The 17002-nt window shown below is 62.6% G+C and carries 15 protein-coding genes; 8 read left to right on the plus strand and 7 right to left on the minus strand.

The annotated features are described in order from the left end of the window. The 3 genes from dprA to CQ12_RS40975 all read left to right on the plus strand — a co-directional run. The coding region (gene dprA / locus CQ12_RS40970; protein WP_057840906.1) for a DNA-processing protein DprA at positions 1 to 856 on the plus strand (856 nt) is incomplete at its 5' end. 171 nt (positions 857 to 1027) lie between these two features. Then, positions 1028 to 1174 (plus strand): hypothetical protein, encoded by a 147-nt coding sequence (locus CQ12_RS44790; RefSeq protein WP_157088805.1) that lies wholly within the window; start codon positions 1028 to 1030, stop codon positions 1172 to 1174. Then, entirely contained in the window at positions 1171 to 4392 is a 3222-nt protein-coding gene (locus CQ12_RS40975) for an ATP-binding protein (protein ID WP_057840907.1), read from the plus strand. The genes CQ12_RS44790 and CQ12_RS40975 overlap by 4 nt, the downstream gene beginning before the upstream one ends. Before the next feature lie 52 nt (positions 4393 to 4444). Here CQ12_RS40975 and CQ12_RS40980 read toward each other — a convergent pair whose 3' ends face one another. From CQ12_RS40980 to CQ12_RS40995, 4 genes are all read right to left on the minus strand, one after another. After that, the gene (locus CQ12_RS40980; RefSeq protein WP_057840908.1) at positions 4445 to 5869 is read right to left on the minus strand and encodes a Dyp-type peroxidase; all 1425 of its coding nucleotides are present in this window, start codon (positions 5867 to 5869) and stop codon (positions 4445 to 4447) included. A 5-nt stretch (positions 5870 to 5874) separates the two neighbouring features. Further along, positions 5875 to 6594 carry a hypothetical protein gene (locus CQ12_RS40985; protein ID WP_198164406.1) on the minus strand — a complete coding sequence of 240 codons (720 nt, stop codon included), beginning with the start codon at positions 6592 to 6594 and terminating at the stop codon, positions 5875 to 5877. Between the two features lie 4 nt (positions 6595 to 6598). Continuing rightward, positions 6599 to 7612 carry a catalase gene (locus CQ12_RS40990; protein WP_057840910.1) on the minus strand — a complete coding sequence of 338 codons (1014 nt, stop codon included), beginning with the start codon at positions 7610 to 7612 and terminating at the stop codon, positions 6599 to 6601. Between the two features lie 360 nt (positions 7613 to 7972). Then, the gene (locus CQ12_RS40995) at positions 7973 to 8374 is read right to left on the minus strand and encodes a winged helix-turn-helix transcriptional regulator (protein WP_057840911.1); all 402 of its coding nucleotides are present in this window, start codon (positions 8372 to 8374) and stop codon (positions 7973 to 7975) included. A gap of 100 nt (positions 8375 to 8474) precedes the next feature. On the opposite strand from CQ12_RS40995, the gene CQ12_RS41000 reads away from it, so the two are divergent. Beyond that, on the plus strand, positions 8475 to 9083 hold the full coding sequence (locus CQ12_RS41000; protein WP_057840912.1) for an FMN-dependent NADH-azoreductase: 609 nt from the start codon (positions 8475 to 8477) through the stop codon (positions 9081 to 9083). A 64-nt stretch (positions 9084 to 9147) separates the two neighbouring features. On the opposite strand, the gene CQ12_RS45590 is transcribed toward CQ12_RS41000, so the two are convergent. Both CQ12_RS45590 and CQ12_RS41005 read right to left on the minus strand, forming a co-directional pair. Beyond that, positions 9148 to 9288 carry a hypothetical protein gene (locus CQ12_RS45590; protein ID WP_198164407.1) on the minus strand — a complete coding sequence of 47 codons (141 nt, stop codon included), beginning with the start codon at positions 9286 to 9288 and terminating at the stop codon, positions 9148 to 9150. A 135-nt stretch (positions 9289 to 9423) separates the two neighbouring features. Continuing rightward, positions 9424 to 10197: an SDR family oxidoreductase gene (locus CQ12_RS41005; protein WP_057840952.1), complete on the minus strand. Its 774-nt coding sequence runs from the start codon at positions 10195 to 10197 to the stop codon at positions 9424 to 9426. Positions 10198 to 10308: 111 nt separating this feature from the next. Here CQ12_RS41005 and CQ12_RS41010 point away from each other — a divergent pair, with 111 nt between their 5' ends. Continuing rightward, complete coding sequence (locus CQ12_RS41010; protein ID WP_057840913.1) at positions 10309 to 10788, plus strand: winged helix-turn-helix transcriptional regulator; 480 nt, start codon at positions 10309 to 10311, stop codon at positions 10786 to 10788. Positions 10789 to 10963: 175 nt separating this feature from the next. On the opposite strand, the gene CQ12_RS43230 is transcribed toward CQ12_RS41010, so the two are convergent. Continuing rightward, the gene (locus CQ12_RS43230) at positions 10964 to 11212 is read right to left on the minus strand and encodes a hypothetical protein (protein ID WP_057856780.1); all 249 of its coding nucleotides are present in this window, start codon (positions 11210 to 11212) and stop codon (positions 10964 to 10966) included. 231 nt (positions 11213 to 11443) lie between these two features. Here CQ12_RS43230 and topA point away from each other — a divergent pair, with 231 nt between their 5' ends. Genes topA through CQ12_RS41030 form a run of 3 tightly spaced genes read left to right on the plus strand, consistent with a single transcriptional unit; the run spans position 11444 to position 16977 of the window. Then, positions 11444 to 14212, plus strand: coding sequence for a type I DNA topoisomerase (gene topA, locus CQ12_RS41020; RefSeq protein WP_057840915.1), 2769 nt, complete (start codon positions 11444 to 11446; stop codon positions 14210 to 14212). Further along, the gene (gene rnr, locus CQ12_RS41025; protein ID WP_057840916.1) at positions 14213 to 16555 is read left to right on the plus strand and encodes a ribonuclease R; all 2343 of its coding nucleotides are present in this window, start codon (positions 14213 to 14215) and stop codon (positions 16553 to 16555) included. Beyond that, the gene (locus CQ12_RS41030; RefSeq protein WP_057840917.1) at positions 16543 to 16977 is read left to right on the plus strand and encodes a DUF983 domain-containing protein; all 435 of its coding nucleotides are present in this window, start codon (positions 16543 to 16545) and stop codon (positions 16975 to 16977) included. The genes rnr and CQ12_RS41030 overlap by 13 nt, the downstream gene beginning before the upstream one ends. Positions 16978 to 17002: the final 25 nt, after the last annotated feature.

Genomic DNA, 17002 nt, shown 5'->3' on the forward strand with positions numbered 1-17002 from the left:
GGGTGAAGCCGCCTACCCGCCGCGGCTGGCGGCGCTCGACGATCCGCCGCCGCTGCTCGGCGTGCGCGGCGCACCCGAGGCGCTGATGCGGCCGATGATCTCGATCGTCGGCTCGCGCAACGCTTCCGGCGCCGGACTGAAATTCGCCGGCCAATTGGCGCGCGATCTCGGTGACGCCGGCTTTGTCGTCATCTCCGGACTGGCGCGCGGCATCGATCAGGCCGCGCATCGCGCGACGATCCAGAGCGGCACGGTCGCGGTGCTGGCCGGCGGCCACGACCGGATCTATCCGCCAGAGCATGAAGATTTGCTGGCGGCGCTGCTCGAACACGGCGGCGCGATTTCCGAAATGCCGCTCGGCCACGTGCCGCGCGCCCGCGACTTTCCCCGCCGCAACCGCCTGATCTCGGGCGCGTCGCTCGGTGTCGTCGTGATCGAGGCCGCGCACCGTTCGGGATCGCTGATCACGGCGCGGATGGCCGCCGAACAGGGCCGCGAAGTGTTCGCGGTGCCGGGCTCGCCACTCGATCCGCGGGCCGCCGGCACCAACGATCTGATCAAGCAGGGCGCGGCGCTGGTCACCGAAGCCAGCGACGTCATCAACGCGGTTCAGCCGATCCTGGAACGGCCGATCGTGCTCGATGCGCGCGAGGGCGATGACGAGCCGCTCGATTTCGAGGTCGATCCGGCCGTACGCCAGCGTATTGTTGCATTGCTGGGGCCGAGCCCCATTAGCCTCGACGACGTGATCCGGATGTCAGGCCTTTCGCCCACCATCGTTCGCACGGTGCTGCTCGAACTCGAACTGGCGGGCCGCCTGGAGCGCCACGGCGGCGGACTGGTGTCGCTGATCTAGGCGCGTACTCATAACAGCGACGTCGGGTTCTGAGGACCGAGCCGAAGTCTTCGTTAAAGCACTAGTGCTGGTGACCCAAAGCCGATGACGTCGAGGACGCTTCGCGCTGGTGGACCCGTCCTCAAAAAAGAATAGTACGGCTGGGAAGCAATTGCCATTCCAAGGCAGAGTTTGACGCAGAATGCGCTGTACGACAGTGAGCACATGGTGTTCAATCCCTGGAACTGTCTGCCCGAGCACGGGCCGCTCGGCAGCGTCAACCGGATGCGGCTCGCCGTCTACCTCGCGGCAGGTATGGCCGAACATGGTGGGTCATGAGTAGCGAGCCGAAGCCCGATCATTCGGGCGGACTTCAGCGGACGCAGGCGCCGCCGAATGTCGAGAATGAAGCTCTGCATGCCGAACGCCGGCAGCTCACCGTGGTATTTGTCGACATCGTCGGCTCGACACCCCTGAGTGAGCGGATCGATCCCGAGGAGTTCTTCGCGGTTATCAGAACTTACCGTGACATCTGCGACGAGCAGATTCGCCGCTACGACGGTCACATCGCCAGAATGATTGGCGACGGATTGCTGGCATATTTTGGCGTGCCGCAAGCCCACGAAAATGATCCTGAGCGTGCGGTCCGCGCTTCGCTGGCGATCGCCGCGGCGATCAAGGAACACAAGTTTCTGCTGTCGGACCGCAGCTTCGTCCGCCTCGGCGTGCGCATCGGGGTTAATACCGGGGTGGTCGTCGTCGGTAGCGTGCCCGGCGAGCCCCCCGATCGGCGGGAAGTGTTCGGCAGCTCGGCGCATGTCGCTGCCCGCCTCCAAGGGCTCGCCGGTGAGCACGGCGTGGTCGTCGGCTTGAGCACCTATGAGCTGACCCGTGGAACGTTCAGCTACGCGCCGCTTGGCAGACAATCGCTCAAGGGCGTGGAGGAGCCTGTCGAAGCCTGGCGTGCAGAGGCGCTTGCGTCCAGCGAAAGCAGGTTCGACAGGGCGCGCAGGTCGCCTCTTGCTCCGATGATCAATCGAACTAGTGAAAGCGCATTGCTTGCCGAGATGTGGCAGCAGAGCGTAGCAGGCTCGGGGCAGGTCGGCGTCATCTCCGGTGAACCCGGCATTGGCAAGTCACGTCTGATCCGCCAGTTCCGCAGCTCCCTTGGTGCGTCTCCGCGTGATGTCTTGTCTCTGCAATGCTCGCCCTTCCACGTCAATACGCCGCTTGCCCCGGAAATCGAGCGGCTCACGCGCGCGACCGGTATCCATGAGACCGACGACGCGGAACTCGCATTGGCAAAATTGCGTTCGCTTCTGGCAAGAGCCGTCACCGATGTCGGGCAGGCGCTTCGTTACTACGGGGCGGTGCTGTCGATACCCGCATGCTCGGGATACGAACCCGCGGATCTCGGATCTCCCTCGGAGCGCGAGCGTGCTTTTCAGGTGTTCATCGATGTTCTTCTCGCCGCCTCGCGCAAGCTGCCGATCCTCGGAATCGTCGAGGACGTCCAGTGGATGGACCCGACCACTATCGAACTGCTGGTGCGCGTGATCGCTCACTGTCCTGGCGAGCGGATTATGGTGCTGATCACGCATCGCGATGATTACACGGCCGACTGGTTGTCGAGCCCGGCAATTCGACGGATAACTCTGCAAAAGCTGGCAGTGCACGAATGCGAGCAGATGGTAGCAGCCGTCGCGGGCAGCGATATTGTACCGCGCCGGATTACCAGCCAGATCGTGGAAAGAACCGACGGCGTGCCACTCTTTGTCGAGGAGTTTACGCGCGCCGTCGTCGATTCCGGCGCGGCCCCGCGCGCTGCTGAGAGCCCCGTCCCGAGCGGGAAATTGCCGGACACTCTGGTGCCGGCAAGTATTCACGATTCACTGATGGAGCGCCTTGATCGTCTCGGTCCTGCCAAGCGCGTCGCCCAGATCGCCTCTGTTTTCGGAAGGCGCTTCAACTATGAAGGCATTTTCAGCGTACTTCCAGGTAAAGGCTCAACACTGAAAAGCGCCTTGCGGGCATTGGAGAGCGCCGGGATTGTGTATCGTATCGATGAATCTCAAGGCACAGTCTTCACGTTCAAGCACGCGATGATACAGGAAGTCGCCTACTCCTCGTTGCTCAACGAGGAAAGGCGTGAGCTCCATGCGCGCGTCGCATCATGGCTGCTTCAGGAAGCCGCCATCGGAGAGAGCAGCCAGCCCGCGGTGCTCGGCTATCATTATGCTCGCGCAGGTAACATTCCGGAAGCGATCGAGGCCTGGCTTCAGGCGGGCAAATCCGCGCTCCGCCGCTCAGCCACCAAGGAGGCCGTGGCTCACCTTCGCGAAGGCCTTTCGCTGATACCCAAGATGCCCGCCTCACCGCGGCGCTTCGAGGCTGAAATCGGGCTGCAGTCCAATTTGGCAATGGCGTACACCGCCAACGCAGGGTGGTCCGATCCGAACGTCTATGGCCCCTACAGTCGGGCACTCAAGCTTTGCGCGAGCCATGGCACCATTCGCGAGAAGGCGACGGTGCTGTGGGGAAGCACCATAGCCAAGCTGGTCAACTGCGAGCTCGCTAAGGGCCTCGAACACGCGCAGGATTTCGTCCGGCGGGCAGAAGAGTGGCGCGACGACGAGGCTGCCCTCATGGCCTACACCGCTGCCGTAATCGCCAATTTCTTTCTCGGTCGTTTGGAGCAGGCGAGTGAGCTCGCGTCTCTGGTCAGCGCTCGCTACAATCCGCGTGAGCACGGCAAGCTGGTTCAGATTTACCAGCATGATCCAATGATCGTATCGCTCGTCTATTCCGGACACATCGAATGGCTGTTGGGCCGGCCAGGCCGTGCCAGAGAGTGCTGCGTGGCGGCGCGGCAGCTCGCGAAAGAGATCGGGCATCCGTTCATGCTGGCTTTTGCCTCCATTCTTGGCGTCTCCGATCACTGGTATGAGGGCGATCTTGCGGCCAACCTTGCCAGCGTAAAGCGCGGTCTGAAGGTCGCCGACGAGTATGGCTATCCAATGTACCGGGTGATCGGCCCATTGTGGGCAACCGCTGCGTTGGCGACACGAGGCCCCGCGCCGGAAGTGCTCGAACAATTATGCGGCTTGCTCGATAAGTTACCCGCCGAGAATCGGTGCATTCAGATGCCGCTCTATCGAATTCTGCTCGCCACGGAATTCGGACGGATCGGTCAGGTAGAAAGGGCTCGAAGCTTCGCTGCTTCGGCCGAGGCCCTAGTGAAGCGAACCGGCGAGCGTTGGGCTGCTCCCGAGATTTATCGGATCCACGGCTCGCTGCTGTGTCGCGAACCATTGCGAGACGACCGGGCTGCCATGCGCTTGTTCAAACGCTCGCTTACCTCTGCCAGGAAGCTCGGGGCGGTCGGTTGGGAATTGCGCACAGCGATCAGCATCGCGCGCTTGCTCAGCGCCGGCGAGAACGTATCCGGACGCGCCGAAGCACGAGACCTGCTGATATCGACCCGGGCGAAATTTGCATCCACGGAAACTTCCCGCGATCTGCGCGAGGCTGATGACCTCGTGAGAGCATTGAACTAATGAATCCCGCCTTGCGCCGGCCGGCGAACGACCCTCGACCTGTTTGGTCGACTCACATCGGCGATCCCAAATATTCGATGGCCTTGAGGCTCGGCAGGAACGTGTAGGCGCCGCCCCGCGTCGAGACAAATTCCGGTAATCCGTGCAACCGGATCGTGTCGCCGGATTTGAGCGGCAAGTCGAACCAGCTCGTGCCGGGATCGTTGGTGCCTGAGATCGGATCGTTGGAGCCGGTGATGCGCGGATCCTGCAGGCCAAGATTCAGCCAATCGCAGGACATGGCCTCGAACTGGGCGCCGAGGCTCGCCCCTATGAAGTTACCGAGCAGGCCGCGTTCCGGTTCGTCCCCGTCATAAGGCTTCGCCGGATCATAGAGTGGTCCATCCGGATTATAGGGTGGCCCATAGGGCACGCCACGCCGAACAAGGCGCCGGCTGTTATTCGCTATCCGTTGCACGATCTGCCCGCCTCGCGGGTTGCACCGGCGGATATGGGCTCCATGGGGACAGCGGGCATCGCCAACGCCAACGTAGTCAAAATCCGTCAGATCGACGTTGGGATCAGGTGCATCCGCAGACAGTGCCAGTGGCGTGCCATCGCGCCACCGGCCGCACAGGTTGGCGGCTACGATCTCGCGCAAGGCCGCACGACGTGACGGGCCTTTGCCGATTTTCTCTTCTTCGCCGCGCGGCAGCAACTCGTAGCCTTGCGGGTGCTCGAGCAAGTAGGATGCGGCGCGATCGAGATACCTCTCGAAGTCTGCCACATGCTGTTTCAGCACGCGAAAGGCGTTGAAGGTGCCGTTGTGTCCCAACGCTACGGGGTGAGGAACCCGCCACATCAAGCCTTCCAGATTGGTCGGATGTCCCAGCAACACGGTGCCGAGCGGCGCCCTCGGTTGTCTGTCGGGATATCGCTCAGGGTCGTGAACCCCCTCGAACCTCGGTTGCGTGATGTTGTCGCGATACCCGAAGTGAACAAAGTCGCCCGGGAAATTATATCCCTCGCGTGTGCCGAGCAGTCTGAAGGCCTTTTCGTCGGGGAGCGCGCGTTTCTGGACTTCGTTTAGCTGCTCGAACTTCTCGGCATAGATGGTCGCGATGAGATGGATCCGCTTGGGCTCGTTGAACGGAGCTGGCCACTTTTCCGGCGCGCTCGCCCCGACATCCCCGAGCTTCAAGGCGCGGGCGGTCATGCCTTCAACGAATTCGTTCGGGAACATTTTAAGCGAAGCGCTGGGCGTGCCGAGGGCGCACAATCCCTCATAGGTCAGGCCAATGTTGAAACAAGTATCCGGCTTGTTTTCCCCCCAGTCCCCGCTCGTGATCTGCGGGACACCGTTGCGGCCGGAGACGGAGGCGGCGAGCCAAAGCCGAGCTGCGCTGCGATCGACGACTTCCAGGATGAGGTAGCGCACGTGCGGCTTCTTGGTGTAGCCGCGCAGGATGTTGCCTTGCAGATCAGCGAGGTTGATCATGGCACTCACCAGCCTAACTTGAGATGTTTGCGGACTTGAGCCACCGAAAATCCGGGATAGGCCCGGTAGCCGCTGCCGAGCGAAATGTTCGCGTTGGCGCGGAGCTGCAGCACCAGCTTGCGCGGAAGCAGGGTCAGATCGTCATCGACGGGCGATACGGCCCTGTCTCCCTTCAAGTCTTCCTGGTCTCTCAGAAAGTCGGTGGCGGTATCCGGCACCTGGTACAGGTCGTGCTCGTGCACCCACTGGATGAACGCCTCGACATTCTTCTCGCAGGGAATCACTTTTTTTCCGCCTTCGACGAGCTTGACCACTTCGTTGAACACCTCGCCGATCGTGGCGATGAAATCGCGAATGTAATTGGTGAAATCCCCGTCATAGACGGAGAACATACAGATATTGTCGCCGACGATGACGAAGCGCGCGAAATGCACAGTCCCGACATTGTTCAATCCGGCATAGATCGCATCCTTGTTTTTCGCGATCGCCAGGGCGGCTTCCGCTCGTCCGATGGGTGATTTGACCTTGAGCGGCATGATCAGATTCATCATGCACTGGACATTGTCGCCGTGCTGGAACGACGGGTGGGGACCACCGGGCAGAGGCTTCACCGGCGTCCGTCGCGCCCAGTAAGGCACCAGGGTCCATGATGCCACGCACTTGAACACGTCGGTCGTGTGCACCCAGTCCACCAAACGATCTAGCACACCTTCGTCACTTGGCATCGAATTACCTCCACTTGAAAGGGCATCCGCCGCGCATCTCACGCGAGACTTCATAGGCGCCCAGGCGGGCCTCGAGGATGGGATCGTTGGAGACTTCGATGCCGGGCGCGAGACGGTTGGGATTGAAACTGATGCGTTCGCCATCCGCTTCCTGATCCTCGGACACCTTGAGGAGCGTAAGGGTACCCATGACGACCCGGATTCGCGTCCCGGGCCAGGGTTTTGTGGGATCGTCGAGCGCATCGCCCTCTTCGCCGATTGTCATCATCAACATGAATCGGGCCGGCCACCGCTGCAGGCGGTCTCTAAGCTCGTCGAACAGATATCTGTCGCGCGGCACGGCCTTGGGATCGGTGTTGCGAACGCCTGCGACCGGCTGCCAGGAAAAGCGCACCGGGCGACGAACTCCATCGGGGGCCGTCACCCAGAAGGTATGGACGGCGTGATAGCTCGCGCGAGCATAGCTCTCCGGTGCGCCGATCAGACCGACCTGGAATATTCCCAGCTGGGCGAACCGGTGCCGGTTGGCATAACGGAGTGCCCCCTCATCGACATTCTTGGTTTCGTCCGGGTACGGGTTGCGAGGAGGTATCTTGAGTTGCAGAAGATCCCAAACCTTCCGCCACCAGGGTCGCCTTTCATACTTCTCACGCTTCGCGATCTTGCTGAACTCGAAGAAGTCGTCGACATTGCGGACGAAGAATTCGCCGAGCGTCGTGGCGATCAGGTCGCTTCCCCTCTCCCCCGAAATGTGGAAGCGCGTCGCCATTCCCCGAACATCGGACCATCCATCATGCTGGTTCACCCCTCCCAATCCGTTGGAGAACCTCACCGACACCCTGACGGGCTTTCCGTTGAAGTGCTCTGCAATGCAATAGGTGCACGCCACGTCCGACGCCACGAACTCGCCCTTCACGCCCACGCCGATGGTGTGAACCGGCCTCCTGCCGGGGACGGGCTGCTCCAGATTATCGATGATGGCCTGAACTAGCTGCTTTGCTGTTGATGTATCGACCATGCCCCCCTCCATTATGGACGGACCGCCGAGGGTGCCGTTGGTGCGCCCGGTGCGTTAGCGTTGTCGATTGAATTCAGCCTGTGCCCTTCGCTCAAACGCTACATTCGATCACCGCTCGGATGTGTGATGTCGTTCACAAAGTTAGCCGAATGAAGCGCCGCGCAGTTCGAATCGAATAACAAGATTCGACACTCCCGATTGCTCGCACGCACCGATAAAGTGATCGGCTGAGTGCGTGTCTTGTTGCGGTGCAAGGGTCCGGATGTAGCCCTTAGGCGATGTCCGCTTTTTGCTGCTGTTGAGCGACGAGCCGACATCAGGCGCGACGAAGACCACGCGCCTGATTTATAAGTACACGCCCTAGTCTTTCCCGCTGCGTGCGTCGAAACTCGTCCGCGCCCGTTCGATCTGCGGCTGATGCTCAATCGCCCACGTGCCGAGTGCCTTCACCGGCACGGATAAGCCACGTCCCAGGTCAGTCAATTCATAGTCGACCCGCGGCGGAATGGTCGGAAACACCGTTCGCGTCACGAGACCATCGCGTTCGAGGCCGCGCAGCGTCAGCGTCAGCATTCGCTGCGAGATGCCGCCGACCATGCGCTTGAGTTCGTTGAAACGCTTGGGGCCATCGCCAAGCATCATGATCACGAACACGCTCCATTTATCGCCGACCCGCGCCAGCACGGCGGCGGCGCCGCGGCAGTCGCTGTCGTTGTGGGGGCCGGCTGGGAGGGCGGGCACATTCTTGTGCTCGGGTCTCATGGATGTGCTCGGGTGAGAAAAATGTGCGTTCTTGCGGGGTTATGCCACGGTCACTCATATAGCGCCAGTTACAAACTTATACCGAAGGGTGACCCCTACCATGAAACTCCTGCATCTCGATTCCAGCGTTCTCGGCCCCCACTCCGTCAGCCGCCAGGTTTCCGCCGCCGCAGTCGACCGCCTGCGCCAGTCCACCCCCGGCCTCGAAGTCAGCTACCGCGATCTGACGCTGACGCCGCTGGCGCATCTGTCCGGTTTGCACCTCGCCGCCGGTCAGGGAGCGGCTCCTGACGCATCATTGCGAGACGATCTCGCCGCCGGCCAGGCCGTGCTGGACGAGTTTCTCGCCGCCGACATCGTGGTGATCGGCGCGCCCATGTACAATTTCACCGTCCCGAGCCAGCTCAAGGCCTGGATCGACCGCATCCTGGTCGCAGGCAAGACGTTCAAATACGGCGCGCAAGGCGTCGAGGGTCTGGCCGGCAACAAGCGCGTCATCATCGCGATTTCGCGCGGCGGCTATTACGGCCCGGACACGCCGATCGCACCCGGCGAACATGTCGAAACCTATCTGCGCTGGGTGTTCGGCTTCATCGGCATCCACAATCCGGAATTCATTTCCGCCGATGGCATTCAGGTCGGCCCGGACCATCGCGAAAAGGCCGTGGCCGGTGCGCTGAAAGCCGCAGGCGATCTGCAGGCCGCTTGAGGTGTGAAGGAGACTGGCTGCTGTCGCGCCCGACGGCAGCCGCCCACATGCCTGGATGAGCCGGTCAGAAAATGCCGTTCATGCGGCAGAGAACGATCACGAGGGAGATCAAAAGACCGATGCCGGAAAACAGCGCAATTGAAACCAATTGCGCGGAGTCCGAATCCTGCGCGGCGGACGAGGAGACGTCGACCCTCTTCGGCATGATTGCTTCTCTCCCGATCAAGAGACTCCTTTCCCTGGAATGTCCGGCAATGATGATTGACGTTCAAGGCGCCCTTCCGGCCCAGCGCCAATCCGTCGCAGGGCGGCGGACTGGTCGAGGTCCACGACGGAGGCTTTATCCGCGATAAATCGGCGCCCCGCTCGGCGAGGCCGTGGCACCGCCATCGACGAACAATTCCTGCCCCTGCACATGCGCGGAATCGTCTGACGCCAGGAACAGCACCGTCTTCGCGATATGGTCGGTTTCTCCGATGCGACCGAGCGGCGTCGACAGCGCGATCCGCTTTTCGAAGGCCTTTTCGGCCTCCGGCGTCGCGATCGCCGCGCCCCAGATCGGGGTACGGATCGCACCGGGCGCCACCACGTTGACGCGGATGCCGCGCGGCGACAATTCCGACGCCATGATCCGCGCCATGGCCCGCACGCCGGCCTTGGCCGCGCCATAAGCCGAATAGCCGGGAATGCCGAGTACCGAGATCACCGAGCCGTTGAGAATGATCGAGGCGTTGTCGTTGAGGTGCGGCAATGCCGACTGCACGGTGAAGAACACGCTGGTGAGGTTGGTGCTGATGACCTTCTCGAAGGTCTCGACGGTCGCGCCGCCCAGCGGCGTGCCGCCGGCGATGCCGGCATTGGCGAACAGGATGTCGTACTTGCCGAACGTTTCGACCCCCTTCCCGATCGCAGCTTCCGTGGCGGCGATATCGGTGGCGTCGGCCGCGAGCGCGAGCGCGTTCGGACCCAATTCCTTCGCGGCGACATCGAGCGTCGCCTGATTTCGTCCCGTGATGACGACCCTGGCGCCCTCGGCCACGAACAGCTTTGCGGTCGCAAGCCCAATGCCGCTGTTACCCCCTGTGATCAACGCCGTCTTGTTCGCAAGTCTCATGGCCATCTCCAGTGGTTGCATTATTAAACTAGATTGCCCATCTAGAGCATCTGGTTTAATATTGCAACTACACAAGGCCGTGATCGGTCTTTACGCGATGGGAGCCCCGCGATGGTGAAACGGACCAGCTTTGAGCGCGACGATTGCCCGATCGCACGCTCGCTGGATGCGATCGGCGACTGGTGGTCGATCCTGATCATTCGCGAAGCGCTGTTCGGTATCAGCCGCTTCGGCGAATTCCAGAAGAGGCTCGGCCTCGCCAAGAACATCCTCACCGTGCGGCTGCGCGCGCTGGTCGATCAGGGTGTTCTCAAGATCGCGCCTGCCTCCGACGGCAGCGTCTATCAGGAATACCTGCTGACGCCGAAGGGACGCGGCGTGTTTCCGATCCTGGTCGCGCTACGACAATGGAGCGAGGAATTCGACGAACACCCGGACGAGATCACCACCATTCTCGTCGACAAGGAAAAGGGCAAGCCGGTCCGCAAACTCGAACTGTATTCGCAGGATGGTCGGCTCTTGGGTGTGGGCGATACGGCGCTGAAGCCACGGGCGGCGGGGAAGACGGGGAAGCGTGTTGTGGCATCCTGAGACATTGTGAAACTATGTCCACCGTCATTGCGAGCGCAGCGAAGCAATCCACGTCTCGACGCGGGGAAAAGGGGAAGGATGGATTGCTTCGCGGCGCCTGTCATCGGGCGCGCATTCGCGCGCCCCGTTGGCTCGCAATGACGGGAGAGAGCCGTCTTTCGCTCTGCCTTCACCCTCACGACAGCTTGTGTTTGCTCCGGGTGCGCAATCGCTCTTCCGCCTCGAGCTGCGCCATGCCGAGCAGGTGACTGAGCACCTCGAGACGATGACGCTCGGCGAGCTTGACCAGTTCGGCAACGGTTTCCGCAATGAAGGCTACGGCCTCGTCGGGGCCGCCTTCTTCACCTCGTTCGGGTACTTCGGTTGGCGAGTCCGGTTTCTTGCCTGAAGCTTTCCGCTTCCGGCCGCCAGCAGCTTTGCTCAAAAAACTTGCATCCTAAACGACACAAAGTATTGCCCAGAAATAACCCCTTTGATGGCGCAACTCTAGGGCGCATTTCGCAACTCTTCAGATATGAGTGGATATCAAAAGGTCCCCTGACGGCATTTGCCGATTTGACAGGGGCCGCCTCACCACCCATGTTCGGGTCCAATCGGTGGGCCGCGAGTCTCGCGGAACCCGCCTTTACCTTTTCCCGTAAGCCATTGGAATGACATGAATATCGTCATCGTGGAGTCGCCGGCGAAAGCCAAGACGATCAATAAGTATTTGGGCGCCTCCTACGAGGTTCTGGCCTCGTTCGGCCACGTCCGCGACCTCCCCGCCAAGAACGGTTCCGTCGATCCGGAAGCCAACTTTCAGATGATCTGGGAGGTGGACCCGAAGGCGGCCAGCCGACTCAACGACATCGCGAAAGCGCTGAAGGGCGCCGACCGCCTGATTCTCGCAACCGACCCTGATCGCGAGGGCGAAGCGATCTCCTGGCACGTGCTGGAGGTGATGAAAGAGAAGCGCGCGCTGAAGGATCAGAAGATCGAGCGCGTGGTGTTCAACGCCATCACCAAGCAGGCCGTCACGGACGCCATGAAGGCGCCGCGCCAGATCGACGGCGCGCTGGTCGACGCCTATATGGCGCGCCGGGCACTGGATTATCTGGTCGGCTTCACGCTCTCGCCGGTGCTGTGGCGCAAGCTGCCGGGCGCGCGCTCGGCCGGCCGCGTGCAATCCGTGGCGCTGCGGCTGGTCTGCGACCGCGAACTTGAAATCGAAAAATTCGTTCCGCGCGAATACTGGTCGCTGGTGGCAACATTGACCACGCCGCGCGGCGACAGTTTTGAAGCGCGCCTCGTCGGCGCCGACGGCAAGAAGATCCAGCGGCTCGACATCGGCTCCGGCGCTGAAGCGGAAGACCTCAAGAAGGCCATTGAAGCGGCGAATTTCACGGTTTCGACCGTCGAGGCAAAACCCGCGCGCCGCAATCCGCAGGCGCCCTTCACCACCTCGACGCTGCAGCAGGAAGCCAGCCGCAAGCTCGGCTTTGCGCCGGCGCACACCATGCGGATCGCGCAGCGGCTCTATGAAGGCATCGACATCGGCGGCGAGACCACCGGCCTCATCACCTATATGCGAACCGACGGCGTGCAGATCGATCCCTCCGCGATCACGCAGGCCCGCAAGGTGATCGGCGACGATTACGGCAAAGCCTATGTGCCGGATACCCCGCGCCAGTACCAGACCAAGGCCAAGAACGCGCAGGAAGCGCACGAAGCGATCCGCCCGACCGACCTGTCCCGCCGTCCCGCCGAGATGCGCCGCCGCCTCGATCCCGATCAGGCCAAGCTGTATGAGCTGATCTGGATCCGCACCATTGCGAGCCAGATGGAATCGGCTGAACTCGAACGCACCACCGTTGATATCGCGGCGAAGGCCGGCGCCCGCGTGCTCGATCTGCGCGCTTCCGGCCAGGTCATCAAGTTCGACGGCTTCCTAGCGCTCTACCAGGAAGGCCGCGACGACGAGGAGGACGAGGATTCGCGCCGCCTGCCCGCGATGAGCGAAGGCGAGCCGTTGAAGCGGCAGGACCTTGCAGTCACGCAACACTTCACCGAACCGCCGCCGCGCTTCTCCGAGGCGTCGCTGGTCAAGCGGATGGAAGAGCTCGGCATCGGCCGCCCCTCGACCTACGCCTCGATCCTGCAGGTGTTGAAAGACCGCGGCTACGTCAAGCTGGAGAAGAAGCGGCTGCATGGCGAGGATAAGGGCCGCGTCGTGGTCGCGTTCCTCGAAAACTTCTTTGCGCGCTATGTCGAGTACGATTTCACCGCGGCGCTGGAAGAACAGCTCGATCGCATCTCCAACAACGAGATTTCCTGGCAGCAGGTGTTGCAGGATTTCTGGGCCGGCTTCATCGGCGCGGTCAACGACATCAAGGATCTGCGCGTCGCCGAGGTGCTTGATGTGCTCGACGACATGCTGGGGCCGCACATTTATCCGCCGCGCGCGGATGGCGGCGATGTCCGGCAGTGCCCGACCTGCGGTACCGGCAAGCTCAATTTGAAGGCCGGCAAGTTCGGCGCCTTTGTCGGCTGCTCCAATTATCCCGAATGCCGCTACACCCGCCCGCTGGCCGCCGATAGCGAAGCCAGCGCCGATCGCGTGCTCGGCAAGGATCCCGAAACCGACCTCGACGTGACGGTGAAGGCTGGGCGCTTCGGCCCCTATATCCAGCTCGGCGAGCAGAAGGATTACGAAGAGGGCGAAAAGCCCAAGCGTGCCGGCATCCCCAAGAACATGTCGCCCGGCGACATGGAGCTCGAACTGGCCTTAAAACTGCTCTCGCTCCCGCGCGAAGTTGGCAAACATCCGGAAACCGGTGAGCCCATCACCGCCGGCATCGGCCGTTTCGGCCCGTTCGTGCGGCACGAAAAGACTTACGCAAGTCTGGAAGCCGGCGATGAGGTGTTCGACATCGGCCTCAATCGCGCGGTGACGCTGATCGCGGAGAAGATCGCCAAAGGCCCGAGCGGCCGCCGCTTCGGTGCCGATCCCGGCAAGCCGCTCGGCGATCACCCGAGCCTGGGTGGCGTTGCAGTGAAGAACGGTCGCTACGGCGCCTACGTCACCGCCGGCGGCGTCAACGCCACGATACCGAGCGACAAGACGCCCGACATGATCACGCTGGCCGAAGCCATCGCGCTGATCGACGAGCGCGCGGCCAAGGGCGGCGGCAAGCCGAAGCGCGGCGCCAAGAAGGCCGCGCCGAAGAAGGCGGCAGCCAAGAAGGCCGCTGACAAAACGGCCGATCCCGACGCCCCAAAGCCTGCCAAGAAGGCAGCGGCGAAGAAAGCCGCGGCAAAGCCGAAATCGGAAGCCGTCAGCAAGGCGCGCGCGCCGGTCGCGTCCGCCGCCAAGACATCGGCGGCCAAGCCCGCCACTCCATCCAAAACGCCCGCAAAGAAAAGCGCGGGCAAGGCCCGGGGATAAGTGAATAGAAAACACGACCATGGCTTTCCGAGCCGGGACGCCATCGTTGCCTTTATCCGTGCCCATCCGGGCAAGATCGGCACGCGGGAAATAGCCCGCGAGTTCGGCCTGAAGAATGCCGAACGCGCCGAGTTGAAGCGCATCCTGCGCGACCTCGCCGACGACGGCACGATTGCGAAACGCGGCCGGAAGATCCACGAGCCCGCCGCCCTGCCCCCGACCGTGATCGCCGATATCACGGGACGCGACACCGACGGTGAACTGCTCGCCGTCCCTACCGAATGGGACACCGAGGAAGGCGGCGAACCACCAAAGATCCGTATCGACGTGCCGCGGCGGGCGAAACCCGGCACCGCCGCTGGAATCGGCGACCGCGCGTTGTTGCGGATCGAAAAGGCCGAGGACGGCGATGGCGCGCCCTATCGCGGCCGCGTCATCAAGGTGATCGACCACGCCCGGACGCGCGTGCTCGGCATCTTCCGGACAGCGCCCGGCGGCGGCGGCCGGCTGGTGCCCGTCGACAAGAAACAGGCCGGACGTGAACTGAACATCGCGCCATCGGATACCGGCGGCGCTGATGACGGCGACCTCGTCAGCGTCGATCTGGTGCGCTCGCGCGGTTATGGCCTCGCGGCCGGCAAGGTGAAGGAGCGGCTCGGCTCGCTGTCGAGCGAAAAGGCGATCAGCCTGATCGCGATTCACGCCCACGACATTCCGCAGGCGTTTTCACCGTCCGCCGTGCGCGAGGCCGAGGCCGCCGAACCTGCAACGCTGAAGGGCCGCGAGGACTGGCGCGAACTGCCGCTGGTCACCATCGATCCGCCCGATGCGAAAGATCATGACGACGCGGTGCATGCCGCGCCCGACCCCGATCCGAACAACAAGGGCGGTTATATCGTTCATGTCGCGATTGCCGACGTCGCCTTCTATGTGCGGCCGGGCTCGGCGCTCGATCGCGATGCGCTGACGCGCGGCAACTCGGTCTATTTCCCTGACCGCGTTGTGCCGATGCTGCCTGAGCGCATCTCCAACAATCTCTGCTCGCTGGTGCCGGGCGAGCCGCGTGGCGCGCTGGCGGTGCGGCTGGTGATCGGCGCCGACGGCCGCAAGCGCTCGCACAGCTTTCATCGCGTGCTGATGCGCTCAGCCGCCAAGCTGCATTATGCGCAGGCGCAGGCCGCGATCGACGGCCGCCCCGACGATACCACCGGCCCGCTGCTGGAGCCGATCCTGAAGCCGCTCTACGCGGCCTATGGTCTGGTGAAACTCGCGCGCGACGAGCGCGATCCGCTCGATCTCGATCTGCCCGAGCGAAAAATCCTGCTCAAACCCAACGGCACCGTCGACCGCGTCATCGTGCCCGAACGGCTCGACGCGCATCGTTTGATCGAGGAATTCATGATCCTCGCCAATGTCGCCGCGGCCGAAATGCTTGAAAAAAAGGGGTTGCCGCTTATCTATCGGGTGCACGACGAGCCGACCCAAGAGAAGGTTTATAACCTCCAGGAATTCCTGAAAACGCTCGATCTTCCCTTTGCCAAGAGCGGCGCCTTGCGCCCCGCTTTGTTCAATCGCGTGCTGGGACAGGTCCGCGGCGAGGACTACGAACCGCTCGTCAACGAGGTGGTGTTGCGCTCGCAGGCGCAGGCGGAATATTCGGCGGAGAATTACGGCCATTTCGGCCTCAATCTTCGACGCTACGCGCATTTCACGTCGCCGATCAGGCGATATGCGGATCTGATCGTGCATCGCGCGCTGATCCGCGCGCTCGGTCTCGGCGAAGGCGCGTTGCCGGAGAGCGAGACGCTGGAGACACTGAGCGAGGTCGCGGCGCAGATTTCGCTGACCGAACGCCGCGCGATGAAGGCGGAGCGCGAGACCGCCGACCGGCTGATCGCGCATTTCCTCGCCGACCGCATCGGCGCGACGTTTCAGGGCCGAATTTCCGGCGTTACCCGCGCCGGGCTGTTCGTGAAGTTATCGGATACCGGCGCCGACGGGCTGATCCCGATCCGCACGCTCGGCACGGAGTACTTCAATTACGACGAGACGCGTCACGCGCTCGTCGGCTCACGCAGCGGTGCCATGCACCGGCTGGGTGACGTCGTCGACGTACGTCTGGTAGAAGCTGCACCAGTAGCCGGCGCGTTGCGGTTCGAGCTGTTGTCGGAAGGTCAGGTCATTCCGCGCGGCAGAAAACGCGACGGCTCGAAGGCATCGACAAATCAGTCGAAATCGCGTCCGGGCCGCAGCCCGCGCGACAAGGTTCGAAAGCCCCACAAGGGCAAGTCCGGAAAATCCAAGTCCGGCAAATCGAAGAAAGGCAAGTCATGGAAACGGTGAGTCCCACGACATGGACCCGGGAATCCGCACACGCCGAGAAGCGCGACCTGTGGAGCGCGATGAAGCGCGGCTTTCGCTGCCGCTGCCCGCGCTGCGGCGGAGGCAAGATGTTCCGCGCCTTCCTGAAGACCGCCAATAATTGCTCGGTATGCGGGCTCGATTTCTCGCCGCACCGCGCCGACGACCTGCCGGCCTATCTCGTGATCGTCATCGTCGGCCACATCGTGGTGCCGGCGGCGCTGTGGATCGAAACCAATTATTCGCCGGCGGTGTGGCTGCAGCTGGCGATCTATTTGCCGATCACCTTCATCACCTCGCTGCTGCTGTTGCAGCCGGTCAAGGGCGCGGTGGTTGGCTTGCAGTGGGCGCTGCGCATGCACGGCTTTGACGAGAATGCGCCCAGCGACATTCCTCCGGTCTAGCCAAACCGGAAGCAACAACAAGAAG

It is taken from the genome of Bradyrhizobium jicamae (assembly GCF_001440395.1).
Lineage (GTDB): Bacteria > Pseudomonadota > Alphaproteobacteria > Rhizobiales > Xanthobacteraceae > Bradyrhizobium > Bradyrhizobium jicamae.

Excerpts from the sequence above, each read along its gene's own strand:
- CQ12_RS40990 (WP_057840910.1), bottom strand. The coding sequence starts at position 7,612 with ATGGTCGATACATCAACAGCAAAGCAGCTAGTTCAGGCCATCATCGAT.
- CQ12_RS45590 (WP_198164407.1), bottom strand. The coding sequence starts at position 9,288 with ATGCCGAAGAGGGTCGACGTCTCCTCGTCCGCCGCGCAGGATTCGGAC.
- topA (WP_057840915.1), top strand. The coding sequence starts at position 11,444 with ATGAATATCGTCATCGTGGAGTCGCCGGCGAAAGCCAAGACGATCAAT.
- CQ12_RS40995 (WP_057840911.1), bottom strand. The coding sequence starts at position 8,374 with ATGAGACCCGAGCACAAGAATGTGCCCGCCCTCCCAGCCGGCCCCCAC.
- CQ12_RS40975 (WP_057840907.1), top strand. The coding sequence starts at position 1,171 with ATGAGTAGCGAGCCGAAGCCCGATCATTCGGGCGGACTTCAGCGGACG.
- CQ12_RS40980 (WP_057840908.1), bottom strand. The coding sequence starts at position 5,869 with ATGATCAACCTCGCTGATCTGCAAGGCAACATCCTGCGCGGCTACACC.
- CQ12_RS41030 (WP_057840917.1), top strand. The coding sequence starts at position 16,543 with ATGGAAACGGTGAGTCCCACGACATGGACCCGGGAATCCGCACACGCC.
- CQ12_RS41010 (WP_057840913.1), top strand. The coding sequence starts at position 10,309 with ATGGTGAAACGGACCAGCTTTGAGCGCGACGATTGCCCGATCGCACGC.
- CQ12_RS41000 (WP_057840912.1), top strand. The coding sequence starts at position 8,475 with ATGAAACTCCTGCATCTCGATTCCAGCGTTCTCGGCCCCCACTCCGTC.
- CQ12_RS40985 (WP_198164406.1), bottom strand. The coding sequence starts at position 6,594 with ATGCCAAGTGACGAAGGTGTGCTAGATCGTTTGGTGGACTGGGTGCAC.
- CQ12_RS41005 (WP_057840952.1), bottom strand. The coding sequence starts at position 10,197 with ATGAGACTTGCGAACAAGACGGCGTTGATCACAGGGGGTAACAGCGGC.